The sequence below is a fragment of the Leisingera sp. ANG59 genome, assembly GCF_013317235.1.
In the GTDB taxonomy this organism is placed as follows: Bacteria; Pseudomonadota; Alphaproteobacteria; order Rhodobacterales; family Rhodobacteraceae; genus Leisingera.
Genome location: NZ_WLCM01000023.1, coordinates 1 through 17140, shown reverse-complemented (window position 1 = coordinate 17140; position 17140 = coordinate 1). Strand labels below are relative to the sequence as shown.

The window sequence follows — 17140 nt, the reverse complement described above, 5'->3', positions numbered from 1 at the left end:
TGATGAAAAAATTTGCGATGGCCGCCATTGGCGGCACGCTGGCAGGGATCGTCGCGACAACCTATGTGGCAGGCCCCTTGCTGGCGCAGGAGGGCGTGCGCGAGGCAAACGTCTATGAGCAGCTGGACCTGTTCGGCGATATTTTCGAGCGCATCCGGGCGCAGTATGTCGAGGAAGTCGACGAGAAGGAGCTGATCGAGGCGGCCATCGGCGGCATGCTGGCGTCCCTGGACCCGCATTCCAGCTACCTGTCGCCGGATGATGCCAGCAAGATGCGGGTGCAGACCCGCGGCGAATTCGGCGGCCTGGGGATCGAGGTCACCCAGGAAGAGGGCTTTGTCAAAGTCGTCTCCCCCATCGACGGCACCCCGGCGGATGAGGCCGGGATGGAAGCCGGCGATTTCATCACCCATGTCGATGGCGAAAGCGTGCTGGGCCTGTCGCTGGACGAGGCGGTGGAACTGATGCGCGGGCCGGTCGGCTCCGAGATCGTGATCACCGTGGTGCGCGAGGGCGAGGCAGAGCCGTTCGACGTCTCGATCATCCGCGACACCATCAAGCTGACCGCGGTGCGGGCCCGCACCGAAGGCGATACCGTGGTGATGCGGATCACCACCTTCAACGACCAGACCACGCCGAACCTCGAGGAAAACCTGAAGAAGCAGATCGAGGAAGCCGGCGGCATGGACAGTGTCAACGGCATCGTGCTGGACCTGCGCAACAACCCGGGCGGGCTGCTGACCCAGGCGATCAAGGTGGCCGACAGCTTCCTGGAGTCGGGTGAGATCGTCTCCACCCGCGGCCGCGATCCGGAAGACGGCGAGCGGTTCAACGCGACGCCGGGTGATCTGGCAGAGGGCAAGCCGATCGTGGTGCTGATCAACGGCGGCTCGGCGTCGGCGTCGGAAATCGTCGCGGGCGCCTTGCAGGACCACCGCCGCGCCATCGTGGTGGGCACCAAGTCGTTCGGCAAGGGCTCGGTCCAGACCGTCATGCCGCTGAAGGGCGAGGGCGCGATGCGCCTGACCACCGCGCGCTATTACACGCCGTCGGGGCGCTCGATCCAGGCGCTGGGAGTTTCGCCCGACATCGTGGTGGCGCAGCCCCGCCGGACCGCGGCGGCTGATGACGAGGACGATTCGCCCGCCCGCCGGTCGCGTTCGGAAGCGGACCTGCGCGGCAGCCTGAACAACGATTCCCTGAGCGAGGATGAAATCCGCCAGATCGAGGAAGAGCGCGAAAAGGCCGAGAAGGCCGCGGAACTGCGCGAGCAGGACTACCAGCTGGCCTATGCCATCGACATCCTGAAAGGCATGGTGGCGCTCGGGCCGAAGTAAGGCCCGCGCACGCACGCATCATGAAGGGGCCGTCCGGTTGGGCGGCCTTTTTCATTGTTGCTGTGCCGCCGGGTCTGGCGGGGGTGGTTGCTGTGCCGTTTAAGCGCGGTGTCCCAGTTAAGGGGGCGGCGCCGCCGGGTGGAGGTGGACAGACCCCACGGGGGGTCTGCTCGGACAGGATATCCTGGACGACCCCCTTTTTATCAGGGCCGGTCTCCGGGGTGTCGCGCAGGCAGCTCCACAGATGCCTGCGCCTCGTAACATGGCCCATGCGCGGAGCCATGGCGGGGGATCGATCAGAGGGCAGTCTGGCATATGGAAATGAGGATCGCGTGAAGGGGGCGTACGGTGGGTGCGCAACACCCGCGGGGGCAGCCCGCCGAAAGCCATTTCTGCCGCCATGCCTTTTCCGGCTTGTCAGACGCAAAAGCCTTGGTAGTGTCGCGCGGAACTTGCATTCAGGATTGCTCTAATGGATCTATTAGCCCCGCTCATCGCCTATTCAGTCGCTCTGTCCATCGCGGCTGTCATTCCCGGTCCGGGGGTGGCGGGCCTGGTCGGGCAATCGCTTGGTAACGGCCTGCAGGTGTCGCTGTTCTTTTTGGCAGGCATTGCGCTGGGCGATGTGGTTTACCTGACCATCGCGATTGCAGGCCTGGCCGCGATCGCGCAACTGTTCTCGGGCGCGCTGCTGGCGATCAAGGTGCTGGGCGGCCTGTATCTGGTTTACCTCGCCAGCAAATTCTGGCGCAACGAGGCAGGCCTTACCCATGTGCGCAAGGCCGGCAGCCGCCGCGGGCTGAAGACGTTCCTGTCGGGCTTTGCGCTGACGCTGGGCAACCCCAAGACGATCATCTTCTACCTCGCGCTGCTGCCCACCGTCATTGACCTGGGGGCGGTGGGCCTGTCGCAATGGGCCGCGCTGAGCGTGCTGACCGTTGCGGTGCTGTTCGTGACGCTGCTGCCCTATGCGCTGCTGGCCTCGGGCGCGCGGACAATGATGACGCGGGCTGAGGCCCTGCAAAAGCTGAACCGGCTGGCAGGTGCCATCATCGGCGGCGCCGGGGTTTTCATCCTTGGACAGGCGGCGACGGCAGTGGTTCGCCGGGCGTGACGTCCGGGCAGATCAACGGGATTCGAAAATCAACGCCCGATATCCGGCGTACTGACGGGGCAGGCTGGTCTATGCTCCGCCCATGATGTTTGACCTGCCTGATTCCCGCACGCTTTATCAAGCGCTGCTAGACCGTGACGCCGCTTATGAAGGGCGCGCCTATGTCTGTGTGACCTCCACCGGCATTTTCTGCCGCCTGACCTGCCCGGCGCGCAAACCCAAGTTCGAGAACTGCCGGTTCCATGCCACGCCGGGCGAGTGCATCGAGGCGGGGTTCCGCGCCTGCAAGCGCTGCAAGCCTTTGGCGGCTGCGGCCGGCGATGACCCGATGGTGCAGGACCTGCTGGCGCGGCTGGAGGAACGGCCTGCCTACCGCTGGGGCGAGGGCGACCTGCTGCGGCTGGGGCTGGATGCCTCCACCGTGCGGCGCGCGTTCAAGCGGCATTTCGGCATGACCTTCTTGGAGATGGCGCGGCAGCGCCGCCTGCGCGAGGGGTTCACCGCGCTGAAGGCCGGCGAGCCGGTGATCGCGGCGCAGATTGATGCCGGTTTCGAAAGCGCCAGCGCCTTCCGCGTGGCATTCGCCAAACTGGTGGGGATTGCGCCGGGGGCGTTCCGCAAGGATGCGCTGCTCTTGGCGGACTGGATCGACACGCCGCTGGGAGCGATGATTGCGATCAGCTGCGCCCACCAGCTGCATCTGTTGGAATTTGCCGACCGCAAGGCGCTGCCGCGGGAGGTGGCGAAGCTGCAAAAGGCGCAACCCGGGGGGCTGGGCTTTGGCCGCCCGGCACCGACGGAGCAGATCGCGGAGGAGCTGCGCCACTTCTTTGCCGGGGAAGGCGCGGATTTCCGGACCCCGCTGGCGCTGCACGGCACCGGGTTCGAGCGCGAGGTCTGGCGTTACCTGCTGACCATCCCGGCAGGCGAGACGCGCAGCTATTCGCAGATCGCGCGGGAGCTGGGCCGCGCCTCGGCCACGCGCGCAGTTGCGCGCGCAAACGGCGCAAATCAGCTGGCACTGGTAGTGCCCTGCCATAGGGTGATTGCAGCTGACGGCGCGCTGACCGGCTATGGCGGGGGCCTTTGGCGCAAGCAGCGGCTTATTGAAATTGAAACAGGCTACAGACAGAGGATTTCTGCATGACATATTCCGACCGCGCCAAGGCGTTTGCGGCGCTGCACCAGCCGGGCAACCCGGTTGTGCTCTACAACATCTGGGACGCGGGCAGCGCCAGGGCGATTGCCGGGGCAGGGGCATCGGCATTGGCGACCGGCAGCTTCCCGGTGGCGGCGGCGCAGGGGTTCCCGGACGGCGAGCAGGTGCCGCTGGAGTTCGTGCTGGGCAATGCGGAACGCATCGTGGCGGCGACGGAGCTGCCGGTGACGATTGATTTCGAGGGCGGCTATGCCCGCGAGGCGGAACAGCTGAGTGCCAATGTGACCCGGCTGGCGGAGACCGGCGCGGTGGGGCTCAATTTCGAGGACCAGGTGGTCGGCGGTGACGGCCTTTACGGCATCGAAGAGCAGGCCCGCCGTGTGGCCGCGGTGCGGGCGGCCCATGCGGATATCTTCGTCAACGCGCGCACCGATCTGTTTCTGAAGGAAAAAGATGCCTCAAAACACGCGGGCCTGCTGCCGGAGGCGCTGGAGCGTGCGGCGGCTTATACCGAGGCCGGCGGCAACGGGTTCTTTGTGCCGGGGCTGACCGATCCCGATCTGATTGCGCGGGTCTGCGAGGGCTCTTCCCTGCCGGTCAACACGATGATGCGCGGCATCACGCTGGAGACCGCGCGGCAGGCGGGTGTTGCGCGCTGCAGCTACGGCCCGATCCCGCATGCAAGGCTGATGCAGGTGCTGGCGGAGCATTTCCAGGCGCTGGAGTAAGCACTTAGGGTCAGGCCCCTACATCGTTTCCAGGCAGTGGCGGCGGAAGGCGCGTTTCAGCATGTCGAGCTCGGCGCGCAGCAGCTCGACCTCGGCGCGCAGGTCGTCCGCCACCGCCTCCCCGGCGATCAGGGTGAAATCGCCCAGCCGGGTGCTGTCTGAGGCATCGAAAATCACGAAGGTCTGCACCCCGTCGGCCACGGCCTCCGGCGGCACAGGCACGGCCACCAGCCAGTCGCCGTCTTTCTGGCCCTCGGTCAGGATCACTTCCTTGAGCGGCTGATCCTGGAACATCACCGTGATATCGGGCCGCGCGCCGGTGGCGGGGGCATTACTGATCTTGCCTTCCCAGATGCCGTTGCGGAAACGGATTTTGGTCAGTGTCAGGTTACTCATGGCAGGCTCCTCAGATCGCCGCGCGGCGGTGGCGCGAGAAGGTCAGGTCGCGCAGGACCACCTGGTTCATGTCCGGCGCCTCGAAGATCAGGTCGAGCCAGATCTTCTCGATGCGCCTTTCGTTCAGCTTGGAATAGGCCAGGTCGAATTCCACCACGATGTTCTTGTCGTCCTGGGGCAGCTCGCGCACCAGCTGTTCGGTGTTGGGGCCGTGCTGGATGTTGAGGCGGGCGAAGATTTCGATCGGTTTCTCGGATTCGATGATGCTGTCGATGCGCAGGAGGTGCTGGCGGGTGATGCCCTGCACGGCCTCGGGCGGCAGGTCGATCACCAGCGACAGGAAGGAGCCGTCGAACCTGAACACATCCATGCGCAGGCCGAAGGGGGCGAGGTCCTCCTCGCGGGTGTTCCTGAGCTGGCGCAGGGTCAGTTCGGAAAAGGCACAGTCGTGGAACAGCTGCACCTCATCGCCCAGCCGCGCCTTGGGCGGCACCGAGGCGAGGCCGCGTTCGGGCAGCGGGCCGCGCCACATTTCAGGGCGCCAGGACCAGTCGGTGCCATGCGGGCGCGGAAAGAAGGAAGAGCCGATCTGCGGCAGCGCCAGGCGGCCGTCTGCGGTGTGGATCAGCCGGTCCAGATGGGTGCGCAGCTGGCGGGCCTGGTTGCGCTGGCGGCGCAGTTCGGAGAGCGGCGCGCGCGAGGATTCCTCTGCCGCGGCGCGCCAGCGGCGCAGGCTGCGCAGGTGAAGCAACCGGTCCATGATCCTGCCCATCGTGCTCTCTCTTGCCTGTTAATAGGTCTTGCTTGCCTGTCGTGCCCCGCTGCGGGGCTGGCGGCAGTGTAACCGGGCGGGGCTATTGAAATAAACCGGCAATCCGCTGGCGCAGCCCGCGTTTTTTGCCTGCCTCGGCTGTGCTGTCTGCCGCAAGTGCCTGCAGCTCAGCCGGACGCGCCTGCGGGCGCAGTCCCGGTGCGGGTGCCGCGGAAGCGGGGTGCGGGGCTGCCGCCGCGGTCTCCAGCGATGGCAGGGTGGACGCTTCGAGTGTGCGGTGGGTCATCTCGTTCAGGAGGGCGGCGCCGTGGCTGCCAAGCGCCCGGCTGCCCTCGGGCGCGTAAAGCGCCAGCGCGATCAGGTGGCGGTCGAGCACGAAGGCGCCGCGCCAGTGCACCGGGCTGGCGCTGTCGGCGACGGCGCCGGGGAACTCCAGCTTGACCAGCGGCAAGAGCTGGTCCTCGCGGGTTTCCAGCACTGTGGCGCCGGGGAACATGGCGGCGATGTCGGCGGCCTGCGGTGCGGCGGCGGCAGTTTTGGCGGGGCCGATAGAGGCGGTGAGCACAGCCGAATTGCGGGCGCCGAACCAGTTCTGGCGGCCCATGCGGCTGCAATGGGCCAGAAGGGCGAAGCCGCCGTCCTTGTCGGGCTGGCTGCTGCGGCGGTCGAAACAATAGGCGCCGGGGGCGGCCAGCAGCACATCGCCGCCGCCGAAGGACATCACCTGTACCCCGTTCTGCGGTGCCTGGCTGGCGGTACGGGAGGCAAAGGGCATGCCCTGGGGAGACGGGCTGCATCCCGCCAGGGCGAGGGCTGCGAGCACAATCGCCGCCGCCGCGCCGCCGCGCCGCATGGGCGCCTTTCCGCCCGGTGCGGCAAAAGGCACGGGTTTCCCGTTGCTTGTTCTGGTCACTGCTGGTCCTGCCGGTCTTGTTTTTTTAAAGAAATCATTACGGAGCGCGGGGCAGGGCGGCAAGACTGAACCGCCGGCAGGCGTGCCTGCCTTGCCTTGGCGTTGCAGCAATGCATAACGTGGGCCGGATTGCCGCCGGATCCTGATGCGGCGCGGAGGACCTATGCACGACTTGCACAGCTACAGGGCGCATGAGGCGCTGGTGCGGTTCGCCCGCATCCGGCCGGCGCTGTGGCGCCTGGTGCTGGGGCTGGTGCTGGTGGCATCGGTCAGCTTCGCGATGACGGCAGCGCTGCAGGTGATGCTGGCGGGGTTGTTTCCGGGCGACTGGCAGCAGGGGCTGGCGGACGGCAGCACGCCCGGCGCGATGCTGGTGCTGCTGGGCAGTTTCGCCTTTCTGTCGCTGGGGGTGGCGATGGCAGCGCGGCTGTTCCACCAGCGCGGCTTTGCCACCGTGACCGGCCATCTGCGCCCGCTGGCGCACCAGTTCGGACGGGTCAGCCTGTATCTGCTGGGGCTCAGCCTGCTGCTGATGGCGCTGCCGCCCTACGACATGGGGCCGCCGATGACCCGGAACCTGCCGTTCTGGACCTGGCTGGGAATCCTGCCGCTGTCCATTGCCGCGGTGCTGGTGCAGACCGGATCGGAAGAGATCCTGTTCCGCGGCTATATCCAGCAGGCGCTGGCGGCACGGTTCCGGCACCCGGCGGTCTGGCTGCTGGTGCCCTCGGCGCTGTTTGCGCTGGGCCACTACCTGCCGGCAGAAGCCGGGGACAATGCGCTGGTGATCACCGCCTGGGCCGGGCTGTTCGGGGTGCTGATGGCGGATCTGACCGCCCGGGCCGGCACGCTGGGGCCTGCGATGGCGGTGCATTTCTTCAACAACGTCACTGCGCTGTTGCTGTTCGGCTCTCCCACCAGCCTGAACGGGCTGGCGCTGTACCTGATCCCCTTCGAACTGGCGGACATGCAGGCGCTGCGGCCCTGGATGGCGGTGGATTTCCTGCTGATGCTGGTCAGCTGGCTTTGCGCGCGGCTTGCCATACGCCGCTGATTGCAATTGCGGCAAATGCGGCTTATCTGGGGGACAAACCGCGCCCCCGGAGAGGCAAGCAATATGAACTGGATCACCAACTACGTCCGGCCCAAGATCAATTCGATCTTTTCGCGCCGCGAAGTGCCCGAGAACCTTTGGCAGAAATGCGATGAATGCGGCACCATGCTGTTTCACCGCGAGCTGAGCGACAATCTGAACGTCTGCACCAGCTGCGGCCATCACATGAACATCACCCCGCGCGACCGTTTCACCGCGCTGTTCGACGGCGGTGTCTTCACCGAGGTCGCGGTGCCGGAGCCGCTGGCCGATCCCTTGAAGTTCAAGGATCAGAAGAAATACCCCGAGCGGATCAAGGCGGCGCAGAAGAAGACCGGCGAGAAAGACGCGATGCTGGTGGCGGCCGGCGAAATCGGCCGCACCCCGATCATCGCCGCCGCGCAGAACTTCTCCTACATGGGCGGCTCGATGGGCATGTATGTGGGCAATGCGATCATTGCGGCTGCCGAGGAAGCGGTGAAGCTGAAGCGCCCGCTGGTGCTGTTCTCTGCGGCCGGCGGCGCCCGGATGCAGGAAGGCATTCTGTCGCTGATGCAGATGCCGCGCACCACTGTTGCGGTGGAGATGCTGAAAGAGGCAGGCCTGCCCTATATCGTGGTGCTGACCCATCCGACCACCGGCGGTGTGACCGCCTCCTACGCGATGCTGGGCGATGTGCATATCGCCGAGCCCAACGCGCTGATTTGCTTTGCCGGGCCGCGGGTGATCGAGCAGACCATCCGCGAGAAGCTGCCCGACGGCTTCCAGCGCGCCGAGTACCTGCTGGATCACGGCATGCTGGACCGGGTGACCCCGCGCACCGAGATGCGCGAAGAGCTGATCACCATCATCCGCATGCTGATGGGCCTGCCGCCGCAGGTGGTGGGCGACCTGCCGGTGCCGGAGCAGGAAGACGCCGCCAAAGCCGCAAATGCGCCGGCCGATGGCGCTCCCAGCGAAGAAGCTGCCGAGTAAACCGGTTTAAATTGACCCGCCTGGCCGCAAGGCCGGGCAGCGCCCGTCCCGCCCCAACCGGGGCGGGCGCTTCGCTTCCACCCCGCCGGGACGGGCGCTGCCCTTTGCGTTTGAGGCAATCCGGCTGAACAGGACCAGGCTGATGACTCAGACCTCCGACGCGATCCTCGCCCGCATGATGGCGCTGCACCCCAAGATCATCGACCTGACGCTGGACCGGGTCTGGCGGCTGCTGGCGGCGCTGGACAACCCGCAGGACAAGCTGCCGCCGGTGATCCATCTGGCAGGCACCAACGGCAAGGGCTCGACCCAGGCGATGATCCGGGCGGGGCTTGAGGGCATGGGCAAGAGCGTTCACGCCTACACCTCGCCGCATCTGGCGCGCTTTCACGAGCGGATCCGGCTGGCGGGCGAGCTGATCTCCGAGCCGCATCTCACTGAGGTGCTGGACGAGTGCTATGCCAAGAACGGCGGCGAGAACATCACCTATTTCGAGATCACCACGGTGGCGGGTCTCTTGGCGTTTTCCCGCACGCCCGCGGATTACACCCTGCTGGAGGTCGGCCTGGGCGGGCGTCTGGACGCCACCAACGTGATCACCCCCGAGGTGTCGGTGATCACCCCGATCTCGATCGACCATGAGCAGTTCCTGGGCAACACGCTGGCCAAGATCGCTGCGGAGAAGGCGGGCATCATCAAGCGCGGCGTGCCGGTTGTGGTCGGCCCGCAGCCGGAAGAGGCGATGGAGGTCATTGAGGCCACCGCCGCCCGCCTTGGCGCGCTGCTGATCGCCTATGGCCAGCACTGGCACGTCTACGAGGAGCGCGGCCGGCTGGTGTTCCAGGATGAAAACGGCCTGCTGGATCTGCCGCTGCCCGCCCTGCTGGGTGCGCATCAGATCCAGAACGCCGGTGCCGCACTGGCGGCGCTGCGCCACCTGGGCGCCGACGAGGCCGCCTGCGAGGCCGCCATGCTGTACGCCGAATGGCCCGCCCGGATGCAGAAGCTGAAAACCGGCCCGCTGATCGAGGCCGCGCCGGAGGGAGAGCTGTGGCTGGACGGCGGCCACAACGCCGCGGCCGGAGTGGCGCTGGCGGATGTGCTGGCCAAGCTGCCGGAGCGCCCGACGCATCTGATCTGCGGCATGCTGAACACCAAGGACGTGAGCGGCTACATGGCGCCGCTGGCGCCGCATGTGGCCAGCCTGACCGCGATCTCGATCCCGGATGAGATCAACACACTCAGCGCTGAAGAGACCGAGGCCGCGGCCAAGTCGGTGGGCATCGAGGCCGGCACGGCGGACAGCACCCTTGCGGCGCTGCAGGCGATCACCGCCAAGGACCCGCAGGCGCGGGTTCTGATCTGCGGTTCGCTCTATCTGGCGGGCCATATCCTGCGCGAAAACGGCTGAACCCTGCAGCATGGGCGGGGGAGGTTCTCCCGCCCGGCTTCGACCTGCCGGTCTCACCCCGTTGGGCCAGGCGCCGCTGACGCGGCGCGGCCGCTATTCATCTTTCCGGAAATACTCCGGGGGTGAGGCCAAGGGCCGAGGGGGCAGCGCCCCCTGACCTGTTCAGCCCCTAATCCAGAACGTAGTTCACCGGCTCCAGCTTGGGCGGCACCTCGCGCCCCAGCGCGTTGCAGACCGAGATTTCCATCACCCGGCACATGGCGCTGAGCGGCACCGCGTTGGCCTGTTTGCGGAACGGGTGCTCCAGTTCATGCGTCACTTCAGCCAGGCCGAAGAACACATAGGCCACCACCGCAGCCACCAGCGGCTCGAACCAGCCGGCGCTGTCCAGGAGGGCAAAGGGCAGCAGCAGGCAGTAAAGATAGGTGGTGCGCCAGACCAGCAATGAGTAGACGAAGGGCAGCGGCGTGGTCAGCAGCCGCTCGTTCCCGGCCTGGGCGGCGGGGAAGGCGGCCAGCCGTTCGGCCAGGGCGCGCTGGCCGAAGCCGTCGATGCGGCCGTCCTCGGCCATTTCCCTCAGCCGGGCGGCGATGTCGCGCAGGGCGGCGTTGGGGCTGTTTTCCCTTTGCATCAGTGCCTCTGCCGCCTCTGCGCCGACCCAGTGGCGGACGGTCTCCGCCACCTCGTCGCCGCGCAGCTGGGCGCGGTGCAGGTGGTGGAAGGCGAGAATGCGGGTGAGGATGAACTCCTCGTCCGGGCCCTTGCCCGCAAAGATCCTGAGCTCCTGCGCCAGGCTGCGCACGTCGGAGACCATGCGGCCCCAGATCCGCCGCGCCTCCCACCAGCGGTCATAGGCGGCGTTGTTGCGGAAGCTGAGGAACAGCGACAGCGACAGGCCGAACACCCCCATCGCGGCGATGGAAATCTGCGGCATCGCAATGACATAGCGGTCCAGCACCAGCACCAGCAGCGCCCAGAGCGCGGCGCCGATGATGTTGGGCAGGATGCGCGGCACCACCGATCCGCTCAGGATCAGGAAGATCTCCCGCCGCCGGGGCGTGTCGCGGACGATCATTGGGCTTCGCTTCCCCAGTCCTTGTCCTGCATCTCGCGCAGGCGGGAGGCGGTGCGTTCGAACTCGAAGGTGCCCTCGCCCTCGACATAGAGCATCTCGGGCTGGGCCGCGGCGGAGCAGATCAGCCGCACCTTGGCCTCATACAAAGCGTCGATCAGGGTGACGAACCGCTTGGCCTCGTTGAAGTTGTTGCGGCTGAGGCGGGGAATATCCTCCATGATCAGCACCTTCACCTCCCCGGCAATGGCGAGGTAGTCGCCCGGCCCCAGCATCTTGCCGCAGAGGTCATAGAAGGTGGCCCGCGCCACCCCGTTGCGGAAGGCGGGCAGGGTCACTTCGCGGCCCTTCACCTCCAGCGTCAGCGGCGGGGCATCGCCGCCGCCGGTGAGATCCTGCCAGATCGCCCGGATCTGAGCGCGGGCCTCGGCGTCCACCGGGGCGAAATAGACCTGCGCGCCGGTCAGCCGGTGCTGGCGGTAGTCGATGGGGCTGACCATCTCATGCACCTCCATCTGCGCCTTGATCAGATCGATGAAGGGCAGGAACAGCTGCCGGTTGAGGCCGTTCTTGTAGAGGTCTCCCGGCACCCGGTTGGAGGTGGTGATCACGGTGACGCCGGCGGCAAACAGCGCCTCGAACAGGCGGCCCACGATCATCGCATCGGTGATGTCGGTGATCTGCATCTCGTCAAAGGCCAGCAGGCGCACCGACTCCGCCACCTCAGCCGCCACCGGCGCCAGCGCATCCTCGACACCGTTCTGGCGGGCCTCATGCATTTTGGCGTGGATTTCCTGCATGAAGGCATGGAAATGCACCCGCCGCGAGGGGATGCCGTCGAGGCTGTCCACGAACAGGTCCATCAGCATCGACTTGCCGCGTCCGACCCCGCCCCAGAGGTAGAGCCCCTGGACCGGTTCAAACTCCGCCTTGCGGAAGAAGCCGCGTTTCACCGGCGGCGCCATCAGGCCTTGGGCGATGCGGTCGAAATGCGGAAGCACGGCTTCCTGGGCCGGGTCGGGCTTCAATTCGCCCGCGTCGATTTTCTGCCGGTAAAGCGCACTCAAATGGGTCATGGGGACAGGGATAGCGCGGGGCGCGGGGGATGGGAAGCGGGGCATAGAGGCGGCTGCCGGAATACTGCAGCGGAGGGGCGTTGACCCAGCCGCGGAAAATTCCTATCTGGCACATGTTCGCCAATCCTCTGATGCAGGAATTGTAGATGTTGGAGCTTGTTCTGAAACACTGATCATCGCCGGTATGCCGGGGTGATCCAACAAACCGGGCCAAGGCAAACCAATGCCGGGCGCCGGTTTTTCTGTGTTTCACGAACAGGTAAATCAATGAATATCTCAAAACTGGAACAGCGCGTGCTGCACGTGCTGGCTCAGGGCGGGCTGATCCGCTTTGAACGCGGTTCCAATGGCAAGCTGTTGCAGGTCGATTGCTGTACGCATGACGGAATGCTGCTGGCAGACTGCAGCCTGGAAGTCGTATCCAAACTGCGCCGCAAACGGCTGATTGAATCGCGCAATTCGGCCCCGTACCGGATCTCGGCTCTTGGCCGCCGGTCTGTCAGGCCTCAACTCAACAATCGCACAGCGTGAGGATCCCATGGATATCCGCAAGGAAAGAAAAGAAGACATTGCTCTGATCCGGCGGGTCACTGAGGCCGCTTTTGCTGTGGCAGTGCATAGTTCCGGCACGGAAGGCGCAATCATAGACGGGCTGCGTGAGAGCGGCAGGCTGACGCTTTCACTGGTGGCGGTGGCCGATGGCAGCATCATCGGCCATGCGGCCTTCTCTCCGGTGCTGATCGCAGGCCGGGACCAGGGCTGGTTTGGCCTGGGGCCGGTTTCGGTCCTGCCCGGCCGCCAGAGGCTGGGCATCGGCCAGGCTTTGATTGGCGAGGGGCTGCAACGTCTCAAGGCATTACAGGCCAAGGGGTGCGTGGTGCTGGGCGATCCGGCCTATTACGGCCGGTTCGGCTTTGCGGCAGATGACCGTATGCGTTTTGCCGGGGTGCCGCCGGAGTACTTTTTGAGGCTGGCGTTCACCGCGGGCGTCCCGTCTGGGGAGGTGACCTACGCGCCCCCCTTCTACGCCGCGTGAGAGAAGTTCGCCTGCTGCCCCGTCGGAACGGGGCAGCAGGCGGATTTGTTTGTGCGGCCCCTTCACATCAAATTTTCTTAATGATGCGCGCAAAAATCCTGATTTGACCACCTGGCAAATTTCACTGAAAATTTCGCAGCTTGTCAGGAGAGACCCCATGGACCGTTCCGCGCCGCTGTTTACCCCCGTTCTGATCGTGGGCTGCATCATCATCATGGCGAGCTTTGCGGTGCGCGCCTCCTTTGGTGTCTTCCAAATCCCGATTGCCGAGGAGTTCGGCTGGCTGCGTGCGGAGTTCTCCTTGGCGATTGCCATCCAGAATCTGGCCTGGGGCATCGGGCAGCCGATCTTCGGCGCCATTGCCGAGAAGATCGGCGACCGCAAGGCGATCATCATGGGGGCGATTGTCTATGCCGCCGGGCTGGTGCTGAGCGCCTGGTCTACCACCCCGTTCGAGATGCAGGCCTATGAGTGGCTGGTGGGCTTTGGCATCGCGGGCACCGGGTTCGGCGTGGTGCTGGCGGTGGTCGGGCGCGCCAGTTCCGACGAGAACCGCTCGATGTCGCTGGCGATTGTCACCGCGGCCGGGTCCGCCGGGCAGATTTTCGGCGCGCCGACGGCGGAGTGGATGCTGGGCTTCCTGCCCTGGCAGACGGTGTTCCTGCTGTTTGCCGGTGTGGTGCTGGCGCTGATCGCGCTGCTGCCGCTGATGCGCGCGCCGGAGGCCGCATCGAAGCTGGAACTGGAAGAGAGCATGGGGGCGATCCTGAGGAAGGCGTTCAAGGACCCGTCCTACACGCTGATCTTCCTCGGCTTCTTCAGCTGCGGCTATCAGCTGGCTTTTGTCACCGCGCATTTTCCGGCCTTTATTACCGAGATGTGCGGGCCGATCCTGCCCGGCGGGGCGCTGCATTCGATCGGCATCACCACCACCTCGGCGCTGGGCGCGGCGGCGATTTCACTGATTGGAGCGGCTAATGTGGGCGGTACGCTGCTGGCGGGCTACCTGGGCAAGCGCTATTCCAAGAAATACCTGCTGGCGGCGATCTATGCCGGGCGGACGATCGCGGCGGCGGCCTTTATCCTGTTCCCGATCACGCCCCTCAGCGTCATCATCTTCTCGGTCGCCATGGGCTCGCTGTGGCTGGCGACGGTGCCGCTGACCTCCGGCCTGGTCGCGCATATCTACGGGTTGCGCTACATGGGCACGCTATACGGCATCGTGTTTTTCAGCCACCAGCTGGGCAGCTTCCTGGGCGTGTGGCTGGGCGGGCGGATGTATGACGCCTATGGCGATTACACTTTGGTCTGGTGGATCGGGGTCGGCGTCGGGGCGTTCAGCGCCATCGTGCATCTGCCGGTGAAGGAACGCCCGCTGGGGCAGGCAGCGGCGGCTCCGGTGGCGGCGTAACGCAGGCGGCGTGCTGCGTGGCGGGCTGAGGAGCCGGGGCCAGCCCCGGACCCCGGAGTAATTTTCAAAGAAGAAGCAAACAGCCACCAGCGTGGGTGTCAGAGCAACCCGCGGCGATGGTTTGCCGCAATGATCTCCAGCACCTCCTCGGTGTGGGTATAGGGCAGCCCGTGGCCGGCCCCGGCGATCTCCTCCTGCCGGACGGAGCGGGCGCGTTCGGCCAGGCGGCCGGCAGAGCTGGGCGGGATCACCGCGTCGTCCCGGCCCCAGATCGCCAAAGCGGGCACGCCTTTCTTGTGCAGGCTGCGCAGTTCTTCGGTGAAATCCCCGTTCAGGATGCCGCGCAGCGAGGCAAGCACGGCGGGGATGAAGCCGCGGTATCCCAGTTCCTGCTGCTGCAGGTCGGCAATGCCGGGAACGGAGGAGGGCAGACTGCGCTCCGCCTCGGTGCCGCGGATGTGCAGCGCGGGGTAAATCGCGTGCATCAGCCAGCCGCCGATCAGGGGAACATGCCGGATGATCCAGGTCACGTGGTCCGGGCTGCGGCCGAAGCCGGCCGGCGCCAGCAGGATCAGCTCGCGCAGGCGTTCCGGGTGAGCAGCGGCAAAGGCGGTGGCGATGGCGCCGCCCATGGAATAGCCGATCAGGGTGACATCGTCGCCGACCTCCTGATCCGCCAGCAGCTCCTCCAGCTGGGTGAGGAAGAAGGCGCGGTCCTGCGGGCCGGAGGGGCGGTCCGAGTAGCCGCGCCCGTAGAGATCGTAGGTCAGCACCCGGTAGCCCATGGCGCCCAGCCCCTTGGCGATGCCGTTCCAGACGAAAGACGGCGTGGTGAGGCCGTGCACGCAGACCGCGACGGGGCCGCGCAGGGGGCCGGTCCAGCGGTAATGGGTGCAGCCGCCGGGCAGCTGCGCCAGCGCCCCGGGGGCGGTTTGCCGGGCCTTGGCATCCATCGGTTTGCGCAGCCGCTCGCGCAGGAAGGGCGCAAGGGCGATGGCCAGAACGGCGAGGGCCAGCAGCCAGATCATGCCTGGGCCTTCCACTTCTGCAGGATGTGGTGGCTGGTCATCAGGTCGAGATGGGCGCCGCCGCCGTTCTTGAACAGGGTGATCTGCGCCGGGTCATAGGAGGGGAATTTGCCAAGGCTGTAATAATCCGCCAGCACGTCGCTGCGCTGGATGGTGCCCGCGGCCAGCGGGATCTTGAACTCGCCGATGTGGTCCAGGGTGGTGTCGAAGCTGTCGCAGTAGATTTGCGCCCGCTTCAGGGCCTCGTCGTCGGCCTCGCGCATGTCGGGGCGGTAGGCCCCGATCATGTTGAGGTGCTGGCCGGGGCGGAGCCACTCGCCCTTGATCACCGGCTGGGACGACATGGTGCAGGTGACGATGATGTCGGCGGCGCGCACCGCCGGTTCCAGATCTGCTGCGTGCATGGTGCCGGGGTATTGGGCGCAGAGCTCTTCTACCTTGGCGCCGGTGCGGTTCCAGACCCGGATCTGCGCCTGCGGGAAGCCGGCCCCGAAGGCCTCGATCAGGGAGGCGCCGACGGTGCCGGCGCCAACGATCAGCACTTCCTGTGCGCCCGGGTTGGCCAGCCGCAGCGCGCCCAGCAGGCTGTCGCCGGCGGTCTTCCACTTGGTCACCAGGTGAAAATCCACCAGTGCCTCCAGCGTTCCGTCGGTGTCCGAGTAGAGGCAGACCGAGCCGTTGATCATCGGCTTGCCCGCATCGGGATTGCGCGGGAAGATATTGGCGGTCTTCACCGCCAGCCCCAGCCCGTCAATCCAGGCGGAGCGGCTCAGGAGCGTGTCGGGATCGCGGTAGAGGAAAGTGTCGCCGATCTCTGCCTTGGGCAGGTCGTGGCTGGCGGCCAGCGCGCGGGTGAAGCTGACCCAGTCCAGCAGGGCTTCACCTTCTTCAAAGCTGATGAACGGTATGGTCATGGGCCTGTTGTCCTTCTTTCTGCGGGCCGTCTCAGGCGGCTTCTTGTTCGGTCAGCAGCCCCGCCTGCACCAGCCGCGCGGCGAATGGCGCGGGGGCGGTGAACAGGTGGGTCTGCCAGCCGCGCGCGGCCGCGGCCTCGATGTTTTCGGGGCGGTCGTCGGTGAACAGCAGATACTGCGGCGCCACCCCGGTTTCGCGTTCGAGAATGGCATAGATCTCCGGCTCTGGCTTGATGCATTTCAGATGTGCAGAGACGAATGTGCGGTCAAAGCCACGCAAGGCCGGGTAGGCGCCGCAGGCGATCTCGAACGTCTCGGTGCCGAAGTTGCTGAGGGCAAAGACCGGGACGCCCTTGGCCTGCAGCATCTGCATCAGCCGGACGGAACGGGGGATGGCCTGCGGCACCATCTGCAGCCAGCAGTCGTGCCACCAGCGGATCTCCTCGCGCCACTCCGGGTGCTGCTCTGCCAGCGCATAGACGCTGTCGCGGAAGGGGTGGCCGCGGTCCACATTCAGGTTCATCTCGTGCAGCGGCACCTGTTCGAACAGCTGCTGGCGGCGGGCCGTGCCGATGCGGCTGTCGTAGAAGCGCTCCGGCTCCCACTCGATCAGCACACGGCCAATGTCAAAGACGACGGCATCTATGGGCATGGGGTCTTATCCTTCTGCTCGCGGGCGGGGCCGCGAGCAGAAGGATAAGACCC

18 protein-coding genes are annotated in these 17140 nt (G+C 66.2%); 10 read left to right on the top strand and 8 right to left on the bottom strand.

Translation table 11 applies throughout. The features are described 5' to 3' along the window. Positions 1-2: 2 nt before the first annotated feature. The 4 genes from GKC28_RS17720 (at position 3) to GKC28_RS17705 (ending at position 4338) form a co-directional block, all read left to right on the top strand. Complete coding sequence (locus GKC28_RS17720; protein ID WP_174148327.1) at positions 3-1337, top strand: S41 family peptidase; 1335 nt, start codon at positions 3-5, stop codon at positions 1335-1337. Positions 1338-1809: 472 nt separating this feature from the next. Next, positions 1810-2451 (top strand): LysE family translocator, encoded by a 642-nt coding sequence (locus GKC28_RS17715; protein ID WP_174148325.1) that lies wholly within the window; start codon positions 1810-1812, stop codon positions 2449-2451. A gap of 82 nt (positions 2452-2533) precedes the next feature. Next, positions 2534-3598, top strand: a complete 1065-nt coding sequence (locus GKC28_RS17710) for a bifunctional transcriptional activator/DNA repair enzyme AdaA (RefSeq protein ID WP_174148324.1) — start codon at positions 2534-2536, stop codon at positions 3596-3598. Next, on the top strand, positions 3595-4338 hold the full coding sequence (locus tag GKC28_RS17705) for an isocitrate lyase/phosphoenolpyruvate mutase family protein (RefSeq protein ID WP_174148323.1): 744 nt from the start codon (positions 3595-3597) through the stop codon (positions 4336-4338). Before GKC28_RS17710 ends, GKC28_RS17705 begins: the two co-directional genes overlap by 4 nt. Positions 4339-4356: 18 nt before the next feature. Here the strand turns inward: GKC28_RS17705 and GKC28_RS17700 are convergent, their stop codons facing one another. The 3 genes from GKC28_RS17700 to GKC28_RS17690 form a co-directional block, all read right to left on the bottom strand. Then, complete coding sequence (locus GKC28_RS17700; RefSeq protein ID WP_174148322.1) at positions 4357-4734, bottom strand: hypothetical protein; 378 nt, start codon at positions 4732-4734, stop codon at positions 4357-4359. A gap of 10 nt (positions 4735-4744) precedes the next feature. Further along, on the bottom strand, positions 4745-5506 hold the full coding sequence (locus tag GKC28_RS17695; RefSeq protein WP_174148321.1) for a DUF6478 family protein: 762 nt from the start codon (positions 5504-5506) through the stop codon (positions 4745-4747). A gap of 82 nt (positions 5507-5588) precedes the next feature. Beyond that, on the bottom strand, positions 5589-6359 hold the full coding sequence (locus GKC28_RS17690; protein WP_174148320.1) for a hypothetical protein: 771 nt from the start codon (positions 6357-6359) through the stop codon (positions 5589-5591). A gap of 223 nt (positions 6360-6582) precedes the next feature. On the opposite strand from GKC28_RS17690, the gene GKC28_RS17685 reads away from it, so the two are divergent. The 3 genes from GKC28_RS17685 (at position 6583) to GKC28_RS17675 (ending at position 9898) form a co-directional block, all read left to right on the top strand. Further along, complete coding sequence (locus GKC28_RS17685; protein WP_174148319.1) at positions 6583-7473, top strand: CPBP family intramembrane glutamic endopeptidase; 891 nt, start codon at positions 6583-6585, stop codon at positions 7471-7473. A 63-nt stretch (positions 7474-7536) separates the two neighbouring features. Beyond that, a complete protein-coding gene (accD, locus tag GKC28_RS17680; RefSeq protein WP_174148318.1) occupies positions 7537-8487 on the top strand; it encodes an acetyl-CoA carboxylase, carboxyltransferase subunit beta in 951 nt (316 codons plus the stop codon). A 142-nt stretch (positions 8488-8629) separates the two neighbouring features. Then, positions 8630-9898 carry a folylpolyglutamate synthase/dihydrofolate synthase family protein gene (locus GKC28_RS17675; protein WP_174148317.1) on the top strand — a complete coding sequence of 423 codons (1269 nt, stop codon included), beginning with the start codon at positions 8630-8632 and terminating at the stop codon, positions 9896-9898. 169 nt (positions 9899-10067) lie between these two features. Here GKC28_RS17675 and GKC28_RS17670 read toward each other — a convergent pair whose 3' ends face one another. Continuing rightward, on the bottom strand, positions 10068-10973 hold the full coding sequence (locus tag GKC28_RS17670; RefSeq protein ID WP_174148316.1) for a bestrophin family protein: 906 nt from the start codon (positions 10971-10973) through the stop codon (positions 10068-10070). Beyond that, the gene (gene zapE, locus GKC28_RS17665; protein WP_174148315.1) at positions 10970-12046 is read right to left on the bottom strand and encodes a cell division protein ZapE; all 1077 of its coding nucleotides are present in this window, start codon (positions 12044-12046) and stop codon (positions 10970-10972) included. The genes GKC28_RS17670 and zapE overlap by 4 nt, the downstream gene beginning before the upstream one ends. A gap of 267 nt (positions 12047-12313) precedes the next feature. Between zapE and GKC28_RS17660 the strand changes: the two genes are divergently transcribed. The 3 genes from GKC28_RS17660 (at position 12314) to GKC28_RS17650 (ending at position 14493) form a co-directional block, all read left to right on the top strand. Then, complete coding sequence (locus GKC28_RS17660; RefSeq protein WP_174148384.1) at positions 12314-12577, top strand: YjhX family toxin; 264 nt, start codon at positions 12314-12316, stop codon at positions 12575-12577. Between the two features lie 7 nt (positions 12578-12584). Then, positions 12585-13082 carry a GNAT family N-acetyltransferase gene (locus tag GKC28_RS17655; RefSeq protein ID WP_174148314.1) on the top strand — a complete coding sequence of 166 codons (498 nt, stop codon included), beginning with the start codon at positions 12585-12587 and terminating at the stop codon, positions 13080-13082. Positions 13083-13239: 157 nt separating this feature from the next. Further along, positions 13240-14493: an MFS transporter gene (locus tag GKC28_RS17650; RefSeq protein WP_174148313.1), complete on the top strand. Its 1254-nt coding sequence runs from the start codon at positions 13240-13242 to the stop codon at positions 14491-14493. Between the two features lie 98 nt (positions 14494-14591). On the opposite strand, the gene GKC28_RS17645 is transcribed toward GKC28_RS17650, so the two are convergent. The 3 genes from GKC28_RS17645 to GKC28_RS17635 are packed head-to-tail and all read right to left on the bottom strand — an operon-like array spanning position 14592 to position 17087. After that, positions 14592-15521 (bottom strand): alpha/beta fold hydrolase, encoded by a 930-nt coding sequence (locus tag GKC28_RS17645; protein ID WP_174148312.1) that lies wholly within the window; start codon positions 15519-15521, stop codon positions 14592-14594. After that, on the bottom strand, positions 15518-16435 hold the full coding sequence (locus tag GKC28_RS17640) for an ornithine cyclodeaminase family protein (RefSeq protein WP_174148311.1): 918 nt from the start codon (positions 16433-16435) through the stop codon (positions 15518-15520). Before GKC28_RS17640 ends, GKC28_RS17645 begins: the two co-directional genes overlap by 4 nt. A gap of 31 nt (positions 16436-16466) precedes the next feature. Then, positions 16467-17087, bottom strand: a complete 621-nt coding sequence (locus GKC28_RS17635) for an HAD family phosphatase (protein WP_174148310.1) — start codon at positions 17085-17087, stop codon at positions 16467-16469. Between the last annotated feature and the right edge of the window lie 53 nt (positions 17088-17140).